Below are 19768 nucleotides of genomic sequence, written 5' to 3' on the forward strand. Positions count from 1 at the left end.
TGACGGCGACGCGCCCGGGTCGGGCCGGACCCGCCCGCGGCGCCGCACCCGCAGCGGGGACGGCACAGGTGCAGCGCCGGCCGCCAACGCGGGCCCTGCACCCACCGAGGGCGCTGCCGCCGGCGACGCCACGGCTACCGCGCCCCGCAAGCGTCGCCGCCGCCGTCGCGGCGGGGGTGCCGGTGCCGGTGCTGAGGGCGGGGCAGGCACGGCGACCGGGGCCGGCTCGTCCGGTCCCACCGACGCCTGACCCGCGCGTGACCCGTCCCGCCCGCCGGCGGTCCCCGCTGCCCGCACCGGAGCGGCGGACCCGCCGGGACCTCGTCGTGGCCGCGGCGATCGTCGTGGTGGTCGCGCTCGCCGCGGGGGCGCTGTGGGCGGGCAGCGACGCCCGGGCCACCGACTCCGAGACGGCCACCACCCCGGCCACCCCGCTGGCGCCGAGCCCGGCGCTGCCCGCCGCGCTGGTGACGGCCTACTCGCTGCCCAGCGGGGCCAGCACCCGGCCCGGTGTGGCGGCGGGGGCCGTGGTGGCCGCCGACGGGGGCACGGTGACCGGGCACGACCCGGTGACCGGCGCCCCGCTGTGGCGCTACGCGCGGGACCTGCCGCTGTGCGCGGAGGCGGTGCAGTGGAGCCACGCCGTGGCCGTCTACCGGGACGGTCGCGGCTGCAGCCAGGTCACCGCCCTGCGCGGCGCGGACGGGGCCCGGGGCCCGCAGCGCAGCAGCGACGCCGACGACGAGGTCTCCCAGCTCGGCGACGGCACCTACCTCACCTCCGTCGGGGACACCCGCCTCGAGGTGTGGCGCTCCGACCTCGTCCGGACCACCGAGCTCGGCCGGGTGGACGCGCCGGTCAACCCGTCGTCGCAGCCCCGCACCGGGTGCGAGCTGCGCTCGACGGGCACCACCAACGGGCGGGTCGTCGTCGTCGAGCGGTGCCCCGGGGACGACTCCGAGCGGCTGACCACCATCGCCAGCGCCCCCTCGGACGCGGAGAAGCCGCAGGAGTTCGGCTCGGTGCTGCTCGGCGTGGAGGGCGCCCGTGTCGTCGCCGTCACCGGGGACCGCGCCGCGGTGCTCCTGCCCGGCGACGTGCCCCGGCTGGTCGTCTACGACGGCCAGGGCGCCGTGCTCGCCGAGCACCCCGTGCCCGGTCTGGGCGTCCCCGCCCGGCCCGCCGGCCGCACCGAGGCGACGACCAGCACGGGCACGCTCACCACCTGGTGGACCGGCGGCGCCACCGTCGCGCTGTCCAAGGCCGACCTGGCCCCGCTGTGGACCCTGCCCACCACCCTGGGCCCCGGTGTGGCCGCGGGCGCGGCGATGGACGTGCCGGTGCCCGGGGGCATCGCCGTGGTCGACACGGCCACCGGCGCGGTCCAGCGGACCACCGCCGTCGACCGCGGGTCCTACGACCCGGCCACCGACGGCCCGGTGACGAGCGAGACGGCCGGGGACACCTGGCTCGAGCAGCGCGGCGGTCTCGTCGTCGGGCTGCGCGCCCCCTGACCGGGGCGCGGGTCAGGACTCGACGGTGGCCAGCGGGGTGCCGTCGGTCCAGTGCGCCAGCAGGTTCTCGGCCAGCTCGCGGTAGGCGGTCGCGCCCTTGTTGCGCCGGCCGGTGAGCACCGTCGCCCCGGAGGCCGAGGCCTCGGCGAAGCGCACGGTGCGCGGGATGGGCGGGGCCAGCACGGCGAGGCCGTAGCGGTCGGAGACGTCGGCCAGCACGTCGCGGGAGTGCGTGGTGCGGGCGTCGTAGAGGGTGGGCAGCGCGCCCAGCAGCGTCAGGCCCTCGTTGGTGATGGCCTGCACGTCGGCCACCGTGCGCAGCAGCTGCCCGACGCCGCGGTGGGCGAGGGTCTCGCACTGCAGCGGCACCAGCACCGCGTCGGCCGCCGTCAGCCCGTTGAGCGTCAGCACCCCGAGCGAGGGCGGGCAGTCGACGAGCACCACGTCGTAGTCCTCGAGCACCGTGCCCAGCGCGCGCTTGAGCACGTACTCCCGGCCCGCGCGCATGAGCAGCATGGCCTCGGCGCCGGCGAGGTCGATGGTCGCCGGCAGCAGCGTCGGCCCCTCCGCGGTCCCCAGCAGCGCGTCGGCGAGCGGCACGTCGCCCAGCAGCACCTCGTGGACCGAGCGCTCGAGGGCGTCGGGGTCGTGGCCGAGTGAGAAGGTCAGCGACCCCTGCGGGTCGAGGTCGACCAGGAGCACGCGCTGGCCCAGCGCCGCCAGTGCGGCCCCCAGGGAGGCGACGGTGGTCGTCTTCGCGACGCCACCCTTCTGGTTCGCCACCGCCACCACCGTCGTCACGGCGGTGATCCTCCCACGTCGCGGCCGTGGCACCGGCCCGACTGGCGGGTCGGGACGCGAGCCCCGACCCTGGGGGGCGTGACCCCCACCGAACCCGCCACCCGCGACGACGCCGCCGGCCTGTTCGGCCCGGGCAGCGTCAGCTGGCGGGTGCAGGCCGACCCGGTGGCCGGCGTCGGCGGGCTGGGGGCGCTGTTCCTGCAGGCGCTGCACCCCCTGGCCATGGCCGGGGTGTTCGAGCACTCCAGCTACGACCAGGACTTCTGGCCCCGCTTCGGCCGCACCGCGCAGTACGTGACCACGGTCAACTTCGGCACCACCGCTGAGGTCGAGGAGGTCGCCGCGCACGTGCGTCGGATGCACGACTACGTCCGGGGCACCGACCCGGTCACCGGCCGGGAGTACTCCGCGGGCAGCCCCGAGCTGGTCACCTGGGTGCACGTCACCGAGGTGCACGGCTTCCTCACCGCCGTGCAGCGCGGCGGGCTCGGGCTGACCGGGGAGGAGCAGGACGCCTACTACGCCGAGCAGGTGCAGGTGGCGCAGCTGCTCGGGGCCACCGAGGTGCCGTCGAGCCGCGCCGAGGTGGAGGAGTACCTGCAGCAGGTGCGGCCCCAGCTGGTCTGCAGCCCGCACACCCGGGACGGCGCACGGCTGCTGCTCGCCCCGCCGATGCCGTGGCGGGTGCGGCTGCTGACCCCCGCGCGGCCCGCGTGGGCCGGTCTCGCCGGCCTCGGGTTCTGCCTCATGCCGCCGTGGGCGCGGCGGCTGTACCGGCTGCCGGGGCTGCCGACGACCGACGTGGGGGCGACCGTCGCGCTGCGCGGGCTGCGCACCGCGCTCGGCGCGCTGCCCGCCCGCTACCGGGAGGGCCCGACGGTCCGGGCCGCCCACGCCCGCGTGGCCGCGCAGGGCCCCGCCGCCGCCTGAGCCCCCACGGCCAGCAGGCCTACGGCCACCGAGGCATCCCCCGGGCCTACGGCCACCAGGCCGCCCACAGCAGCGCCACGGCGACGAGGACCACCACGAGCGCCCCGGGCACGGCGGCGGCACCGCGGCGGTGGTCGGCGTGCACCTGGGCGGGGACCGCGAGCAGCGCCGCCACCACGTGCAGGGCCACGGTCGCGGCGCCCGGTCCCTCCACCGCCCGCTGCGTCGAGACCACCTCGGCCGCGACGACGACCACCGCCATCACCACCAGCGCCCCCGCCACGACCCCCGAGACCCCCCGCAGCAGCCGCACCCCGGCCACGTCGGTCCGGGTGCTCACGCCCCGTCCCCCTCGCCGTCGACCCCGCCCGTGGCCGGGGGCGGGGCGTCGAGGTCGGCCAGGCCGGCCCACGGCGCCAGCTCGGGGGCCGCGGCCCGGCCCTCCGGGCAGTTCCGGCGCACGTCGCACCACGAGCAGCGGGGCCCGGGCGAGGGCGGGAACAGCTCCTCCGGGCTGCCGCCCGCGGCCAGCGTGTCCGAGGTCAGCGCGATCTCCTCGGCCGACTCCTCGGCGCGGACGAGGTGGCGCTGCAGCGAGGCCGGGGTGTGCTCGAACGCGGCCACCGTGCCCGTGGGCACGTGGTGCAGCTCGACCCGGCGGCACGGCTTGCGCAGGGTGCGGCGGGTGGCCAGGACGTAGAGGGCGAGCGCCTGCGAGCCCCGCGCCTCGTCGACGTCGGGGGGCCGCCGCCCCGTCTTGTAGTCGACCACCACGGCCTCGGTGCCCCCGGGGGCGTCGGCGTTGGGCCGGGCGTCGATCCGGTCCACCCGGCCCTCGGCGACGATGGTGCCGACGGGCGCGGACACCCAGCGCTCCAGGCCCAGCGCCTCGACCTCGCCCAGGTCCGACTCGGCGACGTAGGCCGCGACCTGGTCGGCGGCGACCTGGCGGTACCGCGCGGACTGCGCCGCGTCGGCGAAGCCCTCCCCGCCCCACGCGGCCGCCAGCTCGGTGCGGGCGACCTCCGGGGTCCGCTCCCGCGGCGGCCGCACCAGCAGCGCGCGCAGCGCGTTGTGCACCGAGGCCCCCACGGTGGAGTGCGCCCAGGCGTGCCCGCGCGGCGGCGCCGGCCGGTCGAGGTAGGTCATCCGGTAGCGCCGCTTGCACGACGAGAAGGTCCCCAGCTTCGACGGGGTCACCTTGACCAGCCGGGTCGGCATGCCCTCCAGGCCCAGCTGCTCTTCGCCCGCGGGCACCTCAGGCACCCCCGGTCAGCAGCGGCACCCCGTGGCCGAGTGCGAGGAGCCGCTCGAGCTGCTCGTCCGCGGTGGTGCACTGGCCGAGCCGGTTGACCTTGCGGTCGCCGTGGTAGTCGCTCGACCCGGTGACGAGCAGGTCGTGCTCCGCGGCCAGGGCCCGCAGCTGCTCGCGCTCGGGCTCGGCGTGCTCGGGGTGGTCGACCTCGAGGCCGGCCAGGCCCGCCGGCACCAGGGCGGCGATCTCGTCCAGGGTCAGGTTGCGGCCGTCGCTGGGCCGCGCGAGGGCGTGCGCGAGGACGGGCACGCCGCCGGACTCGCGGACCAGCCGCACGCCGTCGGCCAGCGGGGTGTCCGCCTTGTCCACGTAGTACGGCCCGCCGTCGCGCAGCAGGTCGGCGAACGCCTCGTCCGTGTTCGCCACCACCCCGCCGCGGATCAGGGCCGCGGCCAGGTGCGGCCGACCGGCGGACCCGGTGGCCGACGCCATCACCTCGTCGGGGTCCACCGGGTAGCCGTCGGCCGCCATCCGCTCGGCCATCGCCCGCAGCCGGCTGCGCCGCTCGCCCTGCAGCCGGTCCCGCTCGTCGGCCAGCGCGCGGGCGTCCGGGTCGACGAGGTAGCCCAGCAGGTGCACCGTCAGCCCGCCCGCGCTGGTGCAGGACAGCTCCATGCCGCGCACCAGCGCCAGGCCCGCCGGCAGCGCCGCCGCGGCCTCCGCCCACCCCCCGGTCGTGTCGTGGTCGGTGATCGCGACGACGTCGAGGCCGGCCGCCGCGGCGTGCGCCACCAGCTCGGCCGGCGAGTCGGTGCCGTCCGACGCCGTCGAGTGGGTGTGCAGGTCGGTGCGCCGGGTCATGGGCCCAGTGTGGCGCAGGTGCCCGACACCGGGTTCAGCGCTGCGGGGTGGGGCGGCCCGGCTGCTCGCCGCCGGCGGCCTGCGCGTGCGACTGCTTGGGGACCATGACCTTGCGCCGGAAGATGCACACCACGACGCCGTCCTGGTTGTAGCCGATGGTCTCGACGTGCACCACGCCGCGGTCGTCCTTCGACTTCGACGGCGTCTTGTCCAGCACCGTGGTCTCGCCGTAGATGGTGTCGCCGTGGAAGGTCGGCTTGACGTGGCGCAGGCTCTCGACCTCCAGGTTGGCGATGGCCTTGCCCGAGACGTCGGCCACGCTCATGCCGAGCAGCAGCGAGTAGACGTAGTTGCCCACGACCACGTTGCGGCCCTGCTGGGTGCCCTCGGCGTAGTGCGCGTCGAGGTGCAGCGGGTGGTGGTTCATGGTGATGAGGCAGAACAGGTGGTCGTCGTACTCGGTGACCGTCTTGCCCGGCCAGTGCTTGTAGACCGCGCCGACCTCGAACTCCTCGTAGTACCGCCCGAACTGCACCGCTGCGCTCCTCCCGCTGGGACGCCCGGGCCGGTGGGGCGCGGGCTCGACCCGCCCAGCATGACCGGTGCCGGGGTAGCGTCGCCCGGCGGCCCGCCCCCGCGGAGCCACCACGCCCCCGCCGACGTGCGGCCGAGCCCGGCCGCACGCCCCCGTCGCCACCGGAGGAGCTGACGAGTGCCTGCCCTGCCCGCCCCCCGACTGGCCCGGCCCCACGTGCCGCGCCGGTCCGCCCGTCCGGGCTCGGCCGCCGCCTCCCCCGCGGCCGCCGTCGTCGACTGCGCGGTCTACGTGGCCGGCGGGCGCGTCGAGGGCCGCTGGACCCACGAGCAGGCCCTGGCCGAGGTCCGCCGGCGCGGCGAGGGGTTCGTGTGGGTGGGCCTGCACGCCCCCGACGAGGCGCAGATGACGGCGGTGGCCGACACCTACGGGCTGCACGACCTCGCCGCGGAGGACGCGGTGCACGCCCACCAGCGGCCCAAGCTGGAGCGCTACGACGACACCCTGTTCGTGGTGCTCAAGACCGTGTCGTACGTCGCGCACGAGTCCATCGCCACCGCCAAGGAGATCGTCGAGACCGGCGAGGTCATGGTGTTCCTCGGTCGCGACTTCGTGGTCACCGTCCGCCACGGCGACCACTCCGGGCTGGCGCAGCTGCGCGACGCCCTCGAGCACGACGCCGAGCAGCTCGCGCTGGGGCCCGCGGCGGTGCTGCACGCGATCGCCGACCACGTGGTGGACCGCTACCTCGAGGTGGTCGACGCGGTGGAGGGCGACATCGACGCGCTGGAGGAGAACATCTTCTCGCCGCGCACGGCGATCGACATCGACCAGATCTACCTGATGAAGCGCGAGGTGGTGGAGCTGCGGCGCGCGGTGGAACCCCTCGGGGGCCCGCTGAAGCGCCTGGTCGGGGACAGCTCGTCGCTGGTCGACCCGGAGATCCGCCGCTACTTCCGCGACGTCGACGACCACCACACCGCGGTCTCGGAGCGGGTGGCCAGCTACGACGAGGTGCTCACCACGCTGGTGGACACGGCCGTGGCCAAGCTCTCGGTGCAGCAGAACAACGACATGCGCAAGATCGCGGCGTACGCGGCGATCATCACCGTGCCCACGATGCTCGCGGGCATCTACGGCATGAACTTCGACAACATGCCCGAGCTGCACACCCGGTACGGCTACTACGTGGTCCTGCTGGTCATGCTCGGGTCCTGCGTGCTGCTGTGGCGCGGCTTCCGCCGCAACGGCTGGCTCTAGCTCCAGGCCGTCCACCTGAACGGCGTGCCGTGCCCGCCGCCGTGGCCGAGCACCCGGACCGCGCCGTCCCCCGGCCAGGTGCGCAGCCGCAGCTCGAACCGGTGGCCGGGCGTGCCGTCGGGCAGGACCACCCGCACCGGTTCGTAGGACAGGTGCGCCAGCGGGGCCCGGGCGTCGGCGCGGGCCGCGGCGCCGGCGAGCACCTCCCGGGCCCGGGCGCGCTCGGCGCGGTCCACGTACTGGCGCACCACGGAGTGCCACACCACGGTGAGCACCCCGGGCGCGGGCGCGGCGAGCTCCTCGGCCAGGAACGCCGCCGCCGAGGCCCGCCGCACCACGACCGGCTCGGCCGCGGCCAGCGCGAGGGCGGCGCGCAGCCGCTCCCACCGCACCCGGTCGTCGGGCCAGACGAACGAGCCCAGGTGCGCCCGGCCCGCCGTGGAGCCCGGGTCGACGGGGTCGACGTCGCCCCCGGCCCGCGCCACCACGGCCAGCGGCCGGTCGAGCTCGGCCGGGGGCAGACCGGTCCACGCCGCGGTGACCCGCAACGGCGAGGTCGCGTCGCCCAGCAGCCCGGCGGGGGTGTCGAGGCCCACCCGGTCCGGGCGCAGGTTCAGCCCGCCGCTGGCCCCGACCTCGAGCAGCCGCACCGGCAGCCCCGCCTGCTGCGAGGCCACCTGCAGCCCGCCCCACAGCGGCCCCAGCCGGCCCGCCTCGTTCGTCTGCACCGCGGTCGCGTCCACCCAGGCGCGCACGGTGTCGCGGTGCTCGGCCAGCGCGTCGGCCGCGGCGGGCCACAGCCGGTCCAGGTCGGGCGTGCCGCCGCAGCTGGGCAGGTGCAGTGCGTAGCCCGGGGCGCGGCGCAGCAGCGCGAGGCGGTGCAGCGCCCCGGCCAGCCGCAGCCCGGGGGCGTCGGCCAGCCGGTCGTGCTCGTGGCCGGCCAGCACCACGGCGACGTCCCCGCCGGCCTGCAGGTCCGCCGCGGCGTCGAGCAGCAGCCGGTGGGTCAGCGGGCTGCTCGGCAGGCAGAGCGGCGCCTGCTCCCGGAGTGCGTCGAGCAGCGGGCCCACGGTCAGAGCGAGACGGCCGAGCGGGCCGGGTCGGTGGTGTCGACGCCCGCTTCCGCCCACGCCTCGCGCAGCGCGTCGGCCCCCCGCAGCCGCACCCACGCGGCCTCGGTGGCGGTCACGGGCACGACGGCCAGGAAGGCCACCGGGTCGGCCGGCTCGGGCAGGACGACGTCGGGCAGCGCGCCCGCACCGAGCAGCACCGCGGTGAAGGCGGCACCGTCCCAGAGCGGCTCGGAGAGGTCGAGCAGCGCGTCGGGGACGAGCACCAGGCCCTCCACCACCGGTGTCGCGGCGAGCACGGCCAGCGAGCGCAGCACGCCGTCGACCCCGCCGCGCACGGTGAGCACCAGCTCGGCCCGCGGCCCGCGCACCGGGTCGTGCACGACGTCGGCGGCGTCGCCCATCGGCCGCTCCGAGCAGCCCAGCGTGGCGTAGCGGACCAGCCCGTCGTCGTCGGGGCCGAAGCGGAGCACCTCGAGCGGGTCGACGCCGAGGAAGGTGACCGACGCGCGGACCGGGTCCGCCCCCAGGTGGGCGGCGAGGTGCGCGGTGACGGCCGCACCCACCTCGCTCACGCCACCATTGAACGCCAACCGTGCCGGGCCGACCGCGCCGGCCGGTAGGTTCACACCCCCGGTCCGCTCCCCCGTCCGCCGGAGGTCGGTGTGCGCTACCTCTTCCGCCCGCCCGCCACGGAGGCGACCGGGCTGCTGCCGCTGCCGTGGGGCACCCCGCTCGAGGAGTGGGACCCCGAGCTGCTGCTCACCGTCCCGCAGCGCGGCATCTCCCGGCACGTGGTGCGCTTCGTCGCCGTCGAGGGACGGGTCTACGCGCTCAAGGAGATCGGCGAGCGGCTCGCCCGGCACGAGTACGCCCGGCTCACCGAGTTCGAGGCCGAGGGCCTGCCCACGGTGTCGGTGCTGGGCATCTGCGTCGGCCGGCCCGACGACCTGCCGGCCATCCTGGTCACCCGCTACCTCGAGTACTCGATGTCCTACCGCTACCTGTTCTCCAGCCCGCGCACCGACCACTCCACCGACCAGCTGCTCGACACCCTCGTCGAGCTGCTGGTGCGGCTGCACCTGGCCGGGGTGTTCTGGGGCGACTGCTCGTTGTCCAACACGCTGTTCCGGCCCGACGCGGGGACGCTGGCCGCGCACCTCGTCGACGCCGAGACGGTGGAGCGGTACCCGACGCTGACCGTCGGGCAGCGCCGCCACGACGTCGACCTGGCCCGGGAGCGCGTGGGGGCCGAGCTGCTCGACCTGCGCTTCGGCGGGCTGCTGCCCGAGGACATCGACCCGGTCGACGTGGCCGACGACCTGCCCCCGCGGTACGAGGCGCTGTGGGACGAGGTGACCCGCGAGGAGCTGATCCCGCTCGACGAGCAGCGCTACCGGGTGGCCGAGCGGCTGCGCCGCATCAACGAGCTCGGCTTCGACGTCGGCGAGGTGGAGCTGGTGACGTCCGACGAGGGCGCCCGGCTGCGGGTGGAGACCCGGGTGGCCGAGCAGGGCCAGCACCGCCGGGAGCTGTTCCGGCTCACCGGGCTCGAGACCCAGGAGAACCAGGCCCGCCGGCTGCTCAACGACGTCCGCAGCTACCGGGCGTGGCTCGAGCAGCAGCGCGGCCACCCCGTGCCGGAGGCCGAGGCCGGGCACCGGTGGCTGGCGCGGGTGTACTCCCCGACCGTCGAGGCGGTGCCGCCGGAGCTGCGGGGCCGGCTCGCCCCGGCCCAGGTCTTCCACGAGGTCCTCGAGCACCGCTGGTTCCTCTCCGAGCGGGCCGGGCGCGACGTCGGCACCCGCGAGGCGGCCCGGTCGTACTTCGCGACGGTGCTGCCGGACACGCCGGCCGAGGTGACCACGCCCTCGGCGCTGGCCTGACGCGGCGGGCCGTCCCGGACGCAGCCGGGGCGACCCGGAGCACGGCCGGGTCACGGTCGGACGACGGGTCCGGTGGGGCGGGTGTGGCTCGGTTGACACCCCTTGTGATCCGGGTAACAGTGGCCGTCCGGTGATCGTCCGCGGGGGACGGTTCTCGCTGGAGGGGGGCCGATGACGCATCGTCGACGCAGGGCGGGGACCGGGGGCGCCGCCCGCGGTGGTGGGCCGCTGCGGCGGGTGGTGGTGGCCGGTCTCGCGGCGCTCACCCTGACCTCGGTGCTGACCGCCTGCGGCAGCTCGGACTCCGGGGCGCCCACGCTCACCTGGTACACCAACCCCGATGACGGCGGGCAGGCCGAGATCGCCCAGCGCTGCACCGCCGCGGCCGGCGGGAGGTACACGATCGCCACCGCCGTGCTGCCCCGGCAGGCCGCCGAGCAGCGCCAGCAGCTGGTGCGCCGGCTCGCGGTGAACGACTCGTCCATCGACATCATGAGCCTGGACCCGCCGTTCATCCCGGAGTTCGCGCAGGCGGGCTTCCTCGCGCCGGTCCCCGAGGACGTGGCCCAGCGCGTCACCCAGGACATCGTGCCCAGCGCGATCGAGGGCTCGACGTGGAAGGGCGAGCTGGTCGCGGTCCCGTTCTGGGCCAACACCCAGCTGCTCTGGTACCGCAAGTCGGTCGCCGCGGCGGCGGGCCTGGACATGTCGAACGTGACCTGGCAGCAGGTGTTCGACGCCGCCGCCCAGCAGCAGACGACCATCGCCGCCCAGGGCATCCGGGCCGAGTCGCTGACCGTGTTCTACAACGCGCTCATCGAGGGCGCGGGCGGCACGATCATCGCCCAGAACGCCGAGGACCCCAACGACATCAAGCTGGGGATCGACTCCGAGGCGGGCTACACCGCGGGCGCGATCATGAACGAGCTCGCCACCCGCGGCCTGGGCGGGCCGGCACTGTCCACCGAGGACGAGGGCACCAGCGCCGCCAACTTCGAGAGCGGGGCGGCCGCCTTCCAGGTGAACTACCCGTTCATCTACCCCAAGCTGCAGGGCGACGTGGAGAAGGGCTCCGCCGACCAGGCCGTCCTGGACGACCTCGGCTGGGCGGTCTACCCGAAGTCGGTGGCCGACAAGGACGCCGCGCCGCCCTACGGCGGGATCAGCCTCGGGGTCGGCCGGGCCAGCAAGCACACCGACCTGGCCTACGAGGCCACCGAGTGCATCCAGTCCAAGGAGAACCAGAGCTACTACTTCGTCTCCAACGGCAACCCGGCCGCCAACGCGACCGTCTACGACGACCCCGAGGTCCTGGCGAAGTTCCCCATGGCCCCGACCATCCTGCAGTCGCTGAGCCAGGCCGCCCCCCGGCCGCAGACGCCGTACTACAGCGAGGTCTCCGGCGGTCTGCAGCGCACCTACCACCCGTACGAGAGCATCCAACCGCAGCAGACGGCGAAGGCCGCCGAGGACCTGATCACGGCCGTGCTGCAGAAGAAGAGGCTGCTGTGAGCGCACCCACCCTGGACCGCCCGACCGCCGGGGACGGTGCGGAGCGCCGCGCCGGGTCCCGCAACGGGCTGTCCGACCGGGCCAGGGCCGAGCGCAAGCTCGGCTGGCTGCTGGCCGGCCCCGCGCTCGTCGTCATGCTCGGCGTGACGGCGTACCCGATCGCGCAGGCCACCTACGAGTCGCTGTTCGACTTCCGGCTCACCGACCCGGCGAACCGGTCGTTCGTCGGGCTCAACAACTACCTGGTCATCCTCACCGACCCGCTGTGGTGGAGGTCGATCGGCGTCACGGTGCTCATCACCGTCGTCACGGTCGCCGTCGAGCTGGTGCTCGGCTTCGGCCTGGCCATGGTGATGAACAAGGCGCTCAAGGCGCTGCGGCCGTTCCTGCGGGCCGTCATCCTCATCCCCTACGCCGTCATCACCGTGGTCTCCGCGTTCGCCTGGCAGTTCGCCTTCGACCTCAGCACCGGCTTCGTCAACAGCTGGTTCGGCTGGCTGCCCGGCATCGACAGCAGCACCGACTGGTTCGGCAGCTTCACCCCGTCCATCGTGGTGATCTGCCTGGCGGAGATCTGGAAGACGACGCCGTTCATCTCGCTGCTGCTGCTCGCCGGGCTGGCCCAGGTGCCGGAGGTGCTGCAGGAGGCCGCCAAGGTCGACGGCGCCACCGCCTGGCAGCGCCTCGTGCGGGTCACGATCCCGAACATGAAGGCGGCCATCATGGTCGCGCTGCTGTTCCGCACGCTGGACGCGTTCCGGGTGTTCGACTCGATCTTCGTCATGACGGCGGGGGCCAACGGCACGGAGTCCGTGTCGTTCCTGGCCTACCGGCAGACCATCGCGCGCCTCGAGATCGGCCTCGGCTCGGCGGTGTCGGTGCTGCTGTTCCTCGTGGTCGTGCTCATCGCGTTCGTCTTCATCAAGCTGTTCCGGGTGGACCTCTCGCAGACCAGGGGTGACAACTGATGTCGACCAAGGAGAAGACCTGGTGGGGCGTCGGCGGGTTGGTCATCGCCGTGTACTGCCTGCTGCCCATCGCGTGGATCGTCTCGCTGTCGCTCAAGGACCCCAGCAGCGTGTCCGACGAGTCGTTCCTGCCCACCGTGTTCACCTGGGGCAACTACTCGCAGATCCTCACCGGTGACGCCAGCGACCTGTTCCTGCCCGCGCTGCGGAACTCGTTCGTCGTCTGCCTGTCCGCGACCGCGATCTCGGTGGTCCTCTCGGCGTTCGCGGCCTACGCGATCGCCCGCCTGGAGTTCCCCGGCAAGAAGTTCATCCTGTCGGCGGCGCTGGCGGTGGCGATCTTCCCGGTCATCTCGATCGTCACGCCGCTGTTCAACCTGTGGCGCATCGTCGGCCTGTACGACACCATCCCCGGCCTGATCATCCCCTACCTCTCGCTCACGCTGCCGCTCTCGATCTGGACGATGTCGGCGTTCTTCCGCGAGATCCCGTGGGAGATGGAGCAGGCCGCGCAGGTCGACGGGGCCACCACCTGGCAGGCGTTCCGCAAGGTCATCGTGCCGCTGGCCGCGCCCGGGGTGTTCACCACCGCGATCATCAGCTTCTTCATCGCCTGGAACGACTTCGTCTACGGCATCTCGCTGACCTCGACGAACGCGTCGCGGCCGGTGCCCGCGGCGCTGGGCCTGTTCTCCGGCGCCTCGCAGTTCGAGGACCCGTCGACCGCCATCGCGGCCGCCGCGGTCATCGTCACCATCCCGGTCGTCGTCCTGGTGCTGGTCTTCCAGCGCCGCATCGTCGCCGGCCTGACCAACGGCGCCGTCAAGGGCTGACCGCCCCACCACCCGTCACCAGACCCGACCCACCCCGGAGGGGACCCCCGCCATGGCCTCGATCGAGATGAAGAACATCGTCAAGAAGTACGGCGACGGCTTCCCGGCCGTCAACGACGTCAGCCTCGACATCGCCGACGGGGAGTTCATGATCCTCGTCGGACCGTCGGGCTGCGGGAAGTCGACCCTGCTGCGGATGATCGTGGGCCTGGAGGACATCACCTCCGGCGACATGGTCATCGGGGGGACGCGCGTCAACGACAAAGCCCCGCGGGACCGCAACCTGTCCATGGTGTTCCAGAACTACGCGCTCTACCCGCACATGAGCGTCTACGAGAACATCGCGTTCCCGCTGCGGCTGTCCAAGACCGCCGACGACAAGGTCGACGCCCTGGTCAAGGAGGCGGCGGACGTCCTCGACCTGCACGAGCACCTCGACCGCAAGCCGGCCAACCTCTCCGGCGGCCAGCGCCAGCGGGTCGCCATGGGCCGGGCCATCGTCCGCGAGGCCGACGCGTTCCTCTTCGACGAGCCGCTGTCCAACCTCGACGCCAAGCTGCGCGGCCAGATGCGCACCGAGATCGCCCGGCTGCAGCGGCGTCTGGGCATCACCACCGTCTACGTCACCCACGACCAGACCGAGGCCATGACCCTCGGGGACCGGGTCTGCGTGCTGCGCAAGGGCGCCATCCAGCAGGTCGCCTCACCGCGCGAGCTCTACGAGCAGCCCGTCAACCTCTTCGTCGCCGGGTTCATCGGCTCGCCCCCGATGAACTTCCTGCCGGCGACGCTCGACGGGACCAGCCTGTCCACCCCGTTCGGGCCCGTCGAGCTCGGCGCGGACCGGGCCGAGAAGTGCGCCGGGCACGACGTGCTGCTCGTCGGCATCCGGCCGGAGTACTTCGAGGACGCCTCGTTCGTGGAGGGCGACAAGCGGGGGAAGGGCTCGACGTTCCGGGCCAAGGTCGACGTCACCGAGTGGCTGGGTGACCAGCAGTACGCCTACATCCCCTACGAGGCCCCGGACGCGGTGCGGCAGAAGATGCGCGAGCTCTCCGCCGAGCTCGACGCCGAGGAGCTGCGCACCCAGGCGGTCGTCTCCATCGACGCCGCGAGCCGCATCCGGGAGGGCCGCGAGGCGGAGTTCTGGCTCGACTCCCGCAAGATCCACGTCTTCGACCCGGAGTCCGGCGAGAACCTGACCCGCGACGCCGAGGCCGGCGCCGAGCTGACGCGCATCGCCAACGAGGACCGCGAGGAGCAGGTCGCCGAGGCCAGCGGCAGCCTCACCGGCAGCGGGGCCGCCTAGCCGCCCGACCCCCGGACGACGACAGCGCCGCCGGACCCGCGAGGGGTCCGGCGGCGCCGTCGTGCGGGTCGGCTCAGCGCTGGTCGCCGGTGCTGCCCATCGAGAGGGTGGAGAGCAGGTCGCGCGCCTGCTCGGCCGAGCGCGGCTCGCACAGCACGTCGTAGCGGCCGGCGACGAGCTGCATGGTGGAGGAGAAGTCCCGCTGCCCGCGGGTCGCGCCGTAGGTCAGCGCCCCGGAGATGACGCCGAACACGATGCCGACGAGCACACCGGTCAGCAGCGGGCCCAGCAGCCCGCCCCCGGCCGAGAACAGGCTCAGCAGCAGGCCGACGAAGACACCGAGCCACGCGCCCGACGCCGCTCCGGCGCCCAGCACCCGGCCCCAGGTGAGCCGGCCCGTGACCCGCTCGACCTGCATGAGGTCGACGCCGACGATCGTGACGTCCTGCACCGAGAACTCGCGGTCGGACAGGTAGTCCACGGCGCGCTGCGCCTCGGCGTAGGTGGGGTACGAGCCGATGGGCCACCCGGTCGGCGGGGTGGGCGTGGGCAGGCCCTTGCCCTGCTGGCCCATCCCCCGCGACATCGGGGACTGCATGGGGCTGCTCATGTGGTGTTCTCCTTCGTGGTGCTGCGGCGCGGCGCGCGCCGACGGTCGGTCCCTGCCCAGGTCAACGCCCGGGTCGACCGATTCGTGCCCCGCGGGTCAGCGCTTGGACGCGTACTCCTTGAGCAGGCCGCGGCTGATGATCGTCTTCTGGATCTCCGAGGTGCCCTCGCCGATGAGCAGGAACGGGGCCTCGCGCATGAGGCGCTCGATCTCGTACTCCTTGGAGTAGCCGTACCCGCCGTGGATGCGGAACGCCTGGGTGGTGACCTCCGCGCAGTACTCGCTGGCGAGGAGCTTGGCCATGCCGGCCTCGACGTCGTTGCGCTTGCCCGAGTCCTTGAGGCGTGCTGCGTTGACCATCATCATGTGGCTGGCCTCGACCTTGGTGGCCATCTCCGCGAGCTGGAACGCGATGGCCTGGTGCTGGGCGATGGCCTTGCCGAAGGTGGTGCGCTGCTGGGCGTACTCCACCGCGAGCTCGAAGGCGCGGATCGAGATGCCGCAGGCGCGGGCGGCGACGTTGACCCGGCCGACCTCGACGCCGTCCATCATGTGGGCGAAGCCGCGGCCCGGCTCGCCGCCCAGGATGTCGGAGGCCTCGGCCCGGTAGCCGTCGAACACCATCTCGGTGGTGTCGACGCCCTTGTAGCCCATCTTCTCGATCTTGCCGGGGATGGTGAGGCCCGGCTTGACCTCGCCGAAGCCCGACGGCTTCTCGACGAGGAACGTGGTCAGGTTCTGGTAGGGCTTCTCGGCGCCCTCGTCGGTCTTGACCAGCGTGGCGACCAGGGTCGAGCTGCCCCCGTTGGTCAGCCACATCTTGGCGCCGTCGATGGTGTAGCCGCCGTCCTCGCCCTTGACCGCCTTGGTGCGGATGGCGGCGACGTCGGAGCCCAGGCCGGGCTCGGACATGGAGAAGGCGCCGCGCACCTCGCCGGTGGCCATGCGGGGCAGGTAGCGCTCCTTCTGCTCCGGGGTGCCGTGCTGGATCAGCATGTAGGCGACGATGAAGTGGGTGTTGATGACGCCGGAGACGCTCATCCAGCCGCGGGCGATCTCCTCGACCACGAGGACGTAGGTCAGCAGCGACTCGCCGAGGCCGCCGTACTCCTCCGGGATCATGAGGCCGAAGAGCCCCATCTCCTTCATCCCGTCGACGATCTCCTGCGGGTACTCATCGGCGTGCTCGAGCTCCTGCGCGCGCGGGATGATCTCCTTGTCCACGAACGTGCGGACGGTGGAGAGGATCTCCCGCTGGACGTCGGTCAGGTCGGCGGTCTGGGCAAGCCGGGCCATGGCGCACTCTCCGGTTCATCGGGGGCGCGCGGTCAGCGTCGACGGCGCCCGGTGGGGCCTGAGGTTACCGCCGGGTAGGGCCCACCGGCACCTGCGGCCCCGCACCGGTCGGTGCGGGGCCGCAGGTGGAGCACTGCAGGTGAGAGGCAGGTCACGCGTCCTGCGCGGCACCCTTCTCCGTGGTGTCGCCGGCGTCGGCGAGCCGGCCCGAGGAGGTCTCCAGGTGCGCACGGACGAACCACTGGAACTGCTCCAGCTGGCCGGCGTGGCCGATGAGCAGGTCCTCGGTGACCGGGTCGGGGTCGCCGACCTTGGCGATGACGTCGCGCAGGTCCGCGATGACCCCGGTGTAGACGAGGTCGAGCGCGGCCAGGTGCTCCTGGGTGCCCGCGCGGCCGATGGAGTAGTCGTCCCAGCTGCGGGCGGCGACGAGCGCGCCCGGGGTGCCCTGCGGCGAGCCGCCGAGGGTGGCGATGCGCTCGGCGACGTCGTCGGCGAAGCCGCGCACCGCGGTCACCTGGGGGTCGAGCATCTCGTGGACGGCGATGAAGGCGGGGCCGACGACGTTCCAGTGCACGTGCTTGAGCGTCAGGTGCAGGTCGTTGTAGGCGTGCAGCCGGTCCTGCAGCAGCGTGGCGACCTCGGAGCCCTGCTCGAGGGACATGCCGGGGACGGTGTAAAACGGGGTGGAGTCAGACATGAGGTGACCCTAACCTCGCGGTGGTGACGACGCAGGACGGCCGGACCCGGGCGGGGGCCATCGGTTAGCCTCCGCTCCGTGCGCTCCCCCAAGGACTTCTTCCGCCCCCTGGCCGTCGGGGCCCCCGCCCCGCTCCGCGAGATCCCGTGGCTGCCGTCCCGGATGATCCATTTCTTCGACCCCTCGAACGAGAAGATGGTCGCCAAGGCGCCGGACATCGCGAAGACCGTCGACGTGCTCCTGGGCAACCTCGAGGACGCGGTGAAGATCGAGAACAAGGAGGCGGCCCGCGCGGGCCTCGTGACGGTGGGCAAGGAGGCCGACCTCGCGCAGGCCCAGCTGTGGACCCGGGTGAACAGCCTGGAGAGCCCCTGGGTGCTCGACGACCTCACCACCCTGGTCACCGAGATCGGCGAGCGGCTCGACGTGATCATGGTGCCCAAGGTCGAGGGCGCCCAGGACATCCACTACGTCGACCGCCTCGTCGCCCAGCTCGAGGCCAAGGCGGGGATCACCCGGCCCATCCAGCTGCACGCCATCCTCGAGACCGCGTCGGGCATGGCCAACGTGGAGGAGATCGCGCAGGCCAGCCCCCGCATGCAGGGCATCTCGCTGGGCCCGGCCGACCTGGCCGCCGACCGCCGCATGAAGACCACCCGCGTCGGCGGTGGGCACCCCGGCTACCTGGTGCGCACCGACCCCGGCGAGGACCCCGAGGCCCCGCGGCCCACGTTCCAGCAGGACCTGTGGCACTACACGGTGGCCCGCATGGTCGACGCCTGCGCCGCGGCCGGCATCTACCCCTACTACGGCCCCTTCGGCGACATCGCCGACGTGCTGGCCTGCGAGGACCAGTTCCGCAACGCCTACCTGCTGGGCTGCGTGGGGGCCTGGAGCCTGCACCCCAAGCAGATCGCGGTGGCCAAGAAGGTGTTCAGCCCCGAGCCGGCCGAGGTGCACGCCGCGCAGGCCGTCATCGAGGCCATGGGCGACGGCTCCGGCGCGGTGATGATCGACGGCAAGATGCAGGACGACGCCTCCTACAAGCAGTGCCAGGTGGTGGTCGACCTCGCCACCCAGCTGGCCCGGCGTGACCCCGAGCTCGCCGAGGCCTACGGGATCGCGCCGTGAGCACCGCAGGCACCGGCAGCACCGACGACGTGCGGCCCCGGCGGTCCGTCCTCTACATGCCGTCCTCCAACGCCCGCGCGCTGGAGAAGGCGAAGACGATCGCCGCGGACGCGCTGATCTTCGACCTCGAGGACGCCGTCGCCCCCGACGCCAAGCCCGCCGCGCGCGAGCAGGCCTGCCGGGCCGTCGCCGACGGCGGCTACGGCGGGCGCGAGGTGACGATCCGCTGCAACGGCCTCGACACCCCGTGGGGGGCCGACGACCTGGCCGCCGCCGCGGCCGCCGGGCCCGCCGCGATCGTGGTGCCCAAGGTCAGCGGCGCCGAGCACCTCGGCCGGCTGACCGACGTGCTCGAGGCGGCCGGCGTGCCCGACCACACCGCGATCTGGCCGATGATCGAGACCCCGTCGGGGCTGTTCAACGTGCGCGAGATCGCCGCCTTCCCCCGCGTCGCCGCCTTCGTGCTCGGCACCAACGACCTGGCCAAGGAGCTGCGCGCGGCGCTGCTGCCCGGCCGGGCCGCGCTGGTCCCCCACCTGGCCACCGCGCTGCTGGGTGCCCGCGAGGCAGGCATCGCCTGCCTCGACGGGGTGTTCAACGACACCAAGGACGCCGAGGGCTTCGAGGCCGAGTGCCGCCAGGGCGCGCAGCTCGGCTTCGACGGCAAGACGCTCATCCACCCCAGCCAGGTCGAGGTGGCCAACCGGGTGTGGGCGCCGACCGACGACGAGGTCGCGTTCGCCCACCGGGTGGTCGACGCCTTCGCCGAGGCCGAGCGCGACGGCCGCGGCGTGGTCACCGTGGACGGGAAGATGATCGAGAACCTGCACCGCGACAACGCGCTGCGCACGCTGGCCGTCGCCGAGGCCATCGCCGCCCTGGGCTGATGGCCCCGACCCGGGCGGACCTCGATGGTGCTCTCCGCAAGGCCGCCTCGGTCTGGCTGCGCACGCCCGGCCACGGTGACCGGCTCGTGTGGGCGGTGTGGCCCGGCCGCGGCCCGCTCGCGGGGCGGCTGCTCGTCGCCGCCGGGGGCGCCGAGCAGGCCGTGCCCGGCCTGGCCGAGGGGGTCGCGGTGGTGGTGACCGTGGCCGCCGCCGGGAGCCGCAGCGCGCTGGGCGCTGTCCGCAGCGAGGCCCGCGCCCTGGCCGGGGCGGAGCGCGACGCCGCCGAGGAGCTGCTGCGGGCGGCCCGGCGCAACGCCGCCCCCGCGTGGCAGGACGTGTGGGCGCTCGACCTTCTGGCCGGGGCCGCGGGCAGCGCGGGCGGAGGGGGCCTCGCGCCCCGATAACCTGGG

At 74.1% G+C, this 19768-nt stretch carries 21 protein-coding genes; 11 read left to right on the top strand and 10 right to left on the bottom strand.

Features of this window, described 5'->3' with window-relative positions:
• The first annotated feature begins 287 nt into the window (after nucleotides 1–287).
• Nucleotides 288–1514 carry an Rv3212 family protein gene (locus ACYVOF_RS13935; protein ID WP_460867534.1) on the top strand — a complete coding sequence of 409 codons (1227 nt, stop codon included), beginning with the start codon at nucleotides 288–290 and terminating at the stop codon, nucleotides 1512–1514.
• Nucleotides 1515–1526: 12 nt separating this feature from the next.
• Here the strand turns inward: ACYVOF_RS13935 and ACYVOF_RS13940 are convergent, their stop codons facing one another.
• Nucleotides 1527–2315 carry a ParA family protein gene (locus ACYVOF_RS13940; protein WP_460867435.1) on the bottom strand — a complete coding sequence of 263 codons (789 nt, stop codon included), beginning with the start codon at nucleotides 2313–2315 and terminating at the stop codon, nucleotides 1527–1529.
• A 78-nt stretch (nucleotides 2316–2393) separates the two neighbouring features.
• Here ACYVOF_RS13940 and ACYVOF_RS13945 point away from each other — a divergent pair, with 78 nt between their 5' ends.
• The gene (locus ACYVOF_RS13945) at nucleotides 2394–3245 is read left to right on the top strand and encodes an oxygenase MpaB family protein (RefSeq protein WP_460867437.1); all 852 of its coding nucleotides are present in this window, start codon (nucleotides 2394–2396) and stop codon (nucleotides 3243–3245) included.
• A gap of 46 nt (nucleotides 3246–3291) precedes the next feature.
• On the opposite strand, the gene ACYVOF_RS13950 is transcribed toward ACYVOF_RS13945, so the two are convergent.
• The 4 genes from ACYVOF_RS13950 to ACYVOF_RS13965 are packed head-to-tail and all read right to left on the bottom strand — an operon-like array spanning nucleotide 3292 to nucleotide 5896.
• Entirely contained in the window at nucleotides 3292–3585 is a 294-nt protein-coding gene (locus ACYVOF_RS13950) for a hypothetical protein (RefSeq protein ID WP_460867439.1), read from the bottom strand.
• Nucleotides 3582–4502: a RecB family exonuclease gene (locus ACYVOF_RS13955; RefSeq protein ID WP_460867441.1), complete on the bottom strand. Its 921-nt coding sequence runs from the start codon at nucleotides 4500–4502 to the stop codon at nucleotides 3582–3584. Before ACYVOF_RS13955 ends, ACYVOF_RS13950 begins: the two co-directional genes overlap by 4 nt.
• A 1-nt stretch (nucleotide 4503) precedes the next feature.
• The gene (locus tag ACYVOF_RS13960) at nucleotides 4504–5361 is read right to left on the bottom strand and encodes a PHP domain-containing protein (RefSeq protein ID WP_460867442.1); all 858 of its coding nucleotides are present in this window, start codon (nucleotides 5359–5361) and stop codon (nucleotides 4504–4506) included.
• Between the two features lie 34 nt (nucleotides 5362–5395).
• Nucleotides 5396–5896: a MaoC family dehydratase gene (locus ACYVOF_RS13965; protein WP_460867444.1), complete on the bottom strand. Its 501-nt coding sequence runs from the start codon at nucleotides 5894–5896 to the stop codon at nucleotides 5396–5398.
• Between the two features lie 177 nt (nucleotides 5897–6073).
• Here ACYVOF_RS13965 and ACYVOF_RS13970 point away from each other — a divergent pair, with 177 nt between their 5' ends.
• On the top strand, nucleotides 6074–7156 hold the full coding sequence (locus ACYVOF_RS13970; RefSeq protein WP_460867446.1) for a magnesium and cobalt transport protein CorA: 1083 nt from the start codon (nucleotides 6074–6076) through the stop codon (nucleotides 7154–7156).
• Here ACYVOF_RS13970 and ACYVOF_RS13975 read toward each other — a convergent pair.
• Entirely contained in the window at nucleotides 7153–8226 is a 1074-nt protein-coding gene (locus ACYVOF_RS13975; protein WP_460867447.1) for a DUF2332 domain-containing protein, read from the bottom strand. The two genes, ACYVOF_RS13970 and ACYVOF_RS13975, sit on opposite strands and share 4 nt — an antisense overlap.
• 2 nt (nucleotides 8227–8228) lie before the next feature.
• Nucleotides 8229–8801, bottom strand: coding sequence for a suppressor of fused domain protein (locus ACYVOF_RS13980; RefSeq protein ID WP_460867449.1), 573 nt, complete (start codon nucleotides 8799–8801; stop codon nucleotides 8229–8231).
• Nucleotides 8802–8891: 90 nt separating this feature from the next.
• On the opposite strand from ACYVOF_RS13980, the gene ACYVOF_RS13985 reads away from it, so the two are divergent.
• The 5 genes from ACYVOF_RS13985 to ACYVOF_RS14005 all read left to right on the top strand — a co-directional run bounded on the left by ACYVOF_RS13985 (nucleotide 8892) and on the right by ACYVOF_RS14005 (nucleotide 14734).
• A complete protein-coding gene (locus ACYVOF_RS13985) occupies nucleotides 8892–10112 on the top strand; it encodes a DUF4032 domain-containing protein (RefSeq protein ID WP_460867451.1) in 1221 nt (406 codons plus the stop codon).
• 171 nt (nucleotides 10113–10283) lie between these two features.
• The gene (locus tag ACYVOF_RS13990) at nucleotides 10284–11624 is read left to right on the top strand and encodes an extracellular solute-binding protein (protein ID WP_460867453.1); all 1341 of its coding nucleotides are present in this window, start codon (nucleotides 10284–10286) and stop codon (nucleotides 11622–11624) included.
• 11 nt (nucleotides 11625–11635) lie between these two features.
• Complete coding sequence (locus ACYVOF_RS13995; protein WP_460867536.1) at nucleotides 11636–12592, top strand: carbohydrate ABC transporter permease; 957 nt, start codon at nucleotides 11636–11638, stop codon at nucleotides 12590–12592.
• Nucleotides 12592–13425: a carbohydrate ABC transporter permease gene (locus ACYVOF_RS14000; RefSeq protein ID WP_460867454.1), complete on the top strand. Its 834-nt coding sequence runs from the start codon at nucleotides 12592–12594 to the stop codon at nucleotides 13423–13425. Before ACYVOF_RS13995 ends, ACYVOF_RS14000 begins: the two co-directional genes overlap by 1 nt.
• A gap of 52 nt (nucleotides 13426–13477) precedes the next feature.
• Entirely contained in the window at nucleotides 13478–14734 is a 1257-nt protein-coding gene (locus ACYVOF_RS14005; protein WP_460867456.1) for an ABC transporter ATP-binding protein, read from the top strand.
• Nucleotides 14735–14807: 73 nt separating this feature from the next.
• Here the strand turns inward: ACYVOF_RS14005 and ACYVOF_RS14010 are convergent, their stop codons facing one another.
• The 3 genes from ACYVOF_RS14010 to ACYVOF_RS14020 all read right to left on the bottom strand — a co-directional run bounded on the left by ACYVOF_RS14010 (nucleotide 14808) and on the right by ACYVOF_RS14020 (nucleotide 17340).
• The gene (locus ACYVOF_RS14010) at nucleotides 14808–15332 is read right to left on the bottom strand and encodes a YflT domain-containing protein (RefSeq protein WP_460867537.1); all 525 of its coding nucleotides are present in this window, start codon (nucleotides 15330–15332) and stop codon (nucleotides 14808–14810) included.
• Between the two features lie 108 nt (nucleotides 15333–15440).
• On the bottom strand, nucleotides 15441–16640 hold the full coding sequence (locus ACYVOF_RS14015) for an acyl-CoA dehydrogenase family protein (protein ID WP_460867458.1): 1200 nt from the start codon (nucleotides 16638–16640) through the stop codon (nucleotides 15441–15443).
• Between the two features lie 151 nt (nucleotides 16641–16791).
• Nucleotides 16792–17340 (bottom strand): Dps family protein, encoded by a 549-nt coding sequence (locus tag ACYVOF_RS14020; RefSeq protein ID WP_460867460.1) that lies wholly within the window; start codon nucleotides 17338–17340, stop codon nucleotides 16792–16794.
• A 78-nt stretch (nucleotides 17341–17418) separates the two neighbouring features.
• Here ACYVOF_RS14020 and ACYVOF_RS14025 point away from each other — a divergent pair, with 78 nt between their 5' ends.
• From ACYVOF_RS14025 to ACYVOF_RS14035, 3 genes are read left to right on the top strand one after another with little or no spacing between them, the layout of a single operon-like run.
• Nucleotides 17419–18471 (top strand): HpcH/HpaI aldolase/citrate lyase family protein, encoded by a 1053-nt coding sequence (locus ACYVOF_RS14025; RefSeq protein ID WP_460867462.1) that lies wholly within the window; start codon nucleotides 17419–17421, stop codon nucleotides 18469–18471.
• Nucleotides 18468–19358: an HpcH/HpaI aldolase/citrate lyase family protein gene (locus ACYVOF_RS14030; RefSeq protein ID WP_460867463.1), complete on the top strand. Its 891-nt coding sequence runs from the start codon at nucleotides 18468–18470 to the stop codon at nucleotides 19356–19358. Before ACYVOF_RS14025 ends, ACYVOF_RS14030 begins: the two co-directional genes overlap by 4 nt.
• Entirely contained in the window at nucleotides 19358–19762 is a 405-nt protein-coding gene (locus ACYVOF_RS14035; RefSeq protein ID WP_460867465.1) for a hypothetical protein, read from the top strand. Before ACYVOF_RS14030 ends, ACYVOF_RS14035 begins: the two co-directional genes overlap by 1 nt.
• The last annotated feature ends 6 nt before the right edge of the window (nucleotides 19763–19768 follow it).

This window comes from Rhodococcus aerolatus, assembly GCF_054783215.1.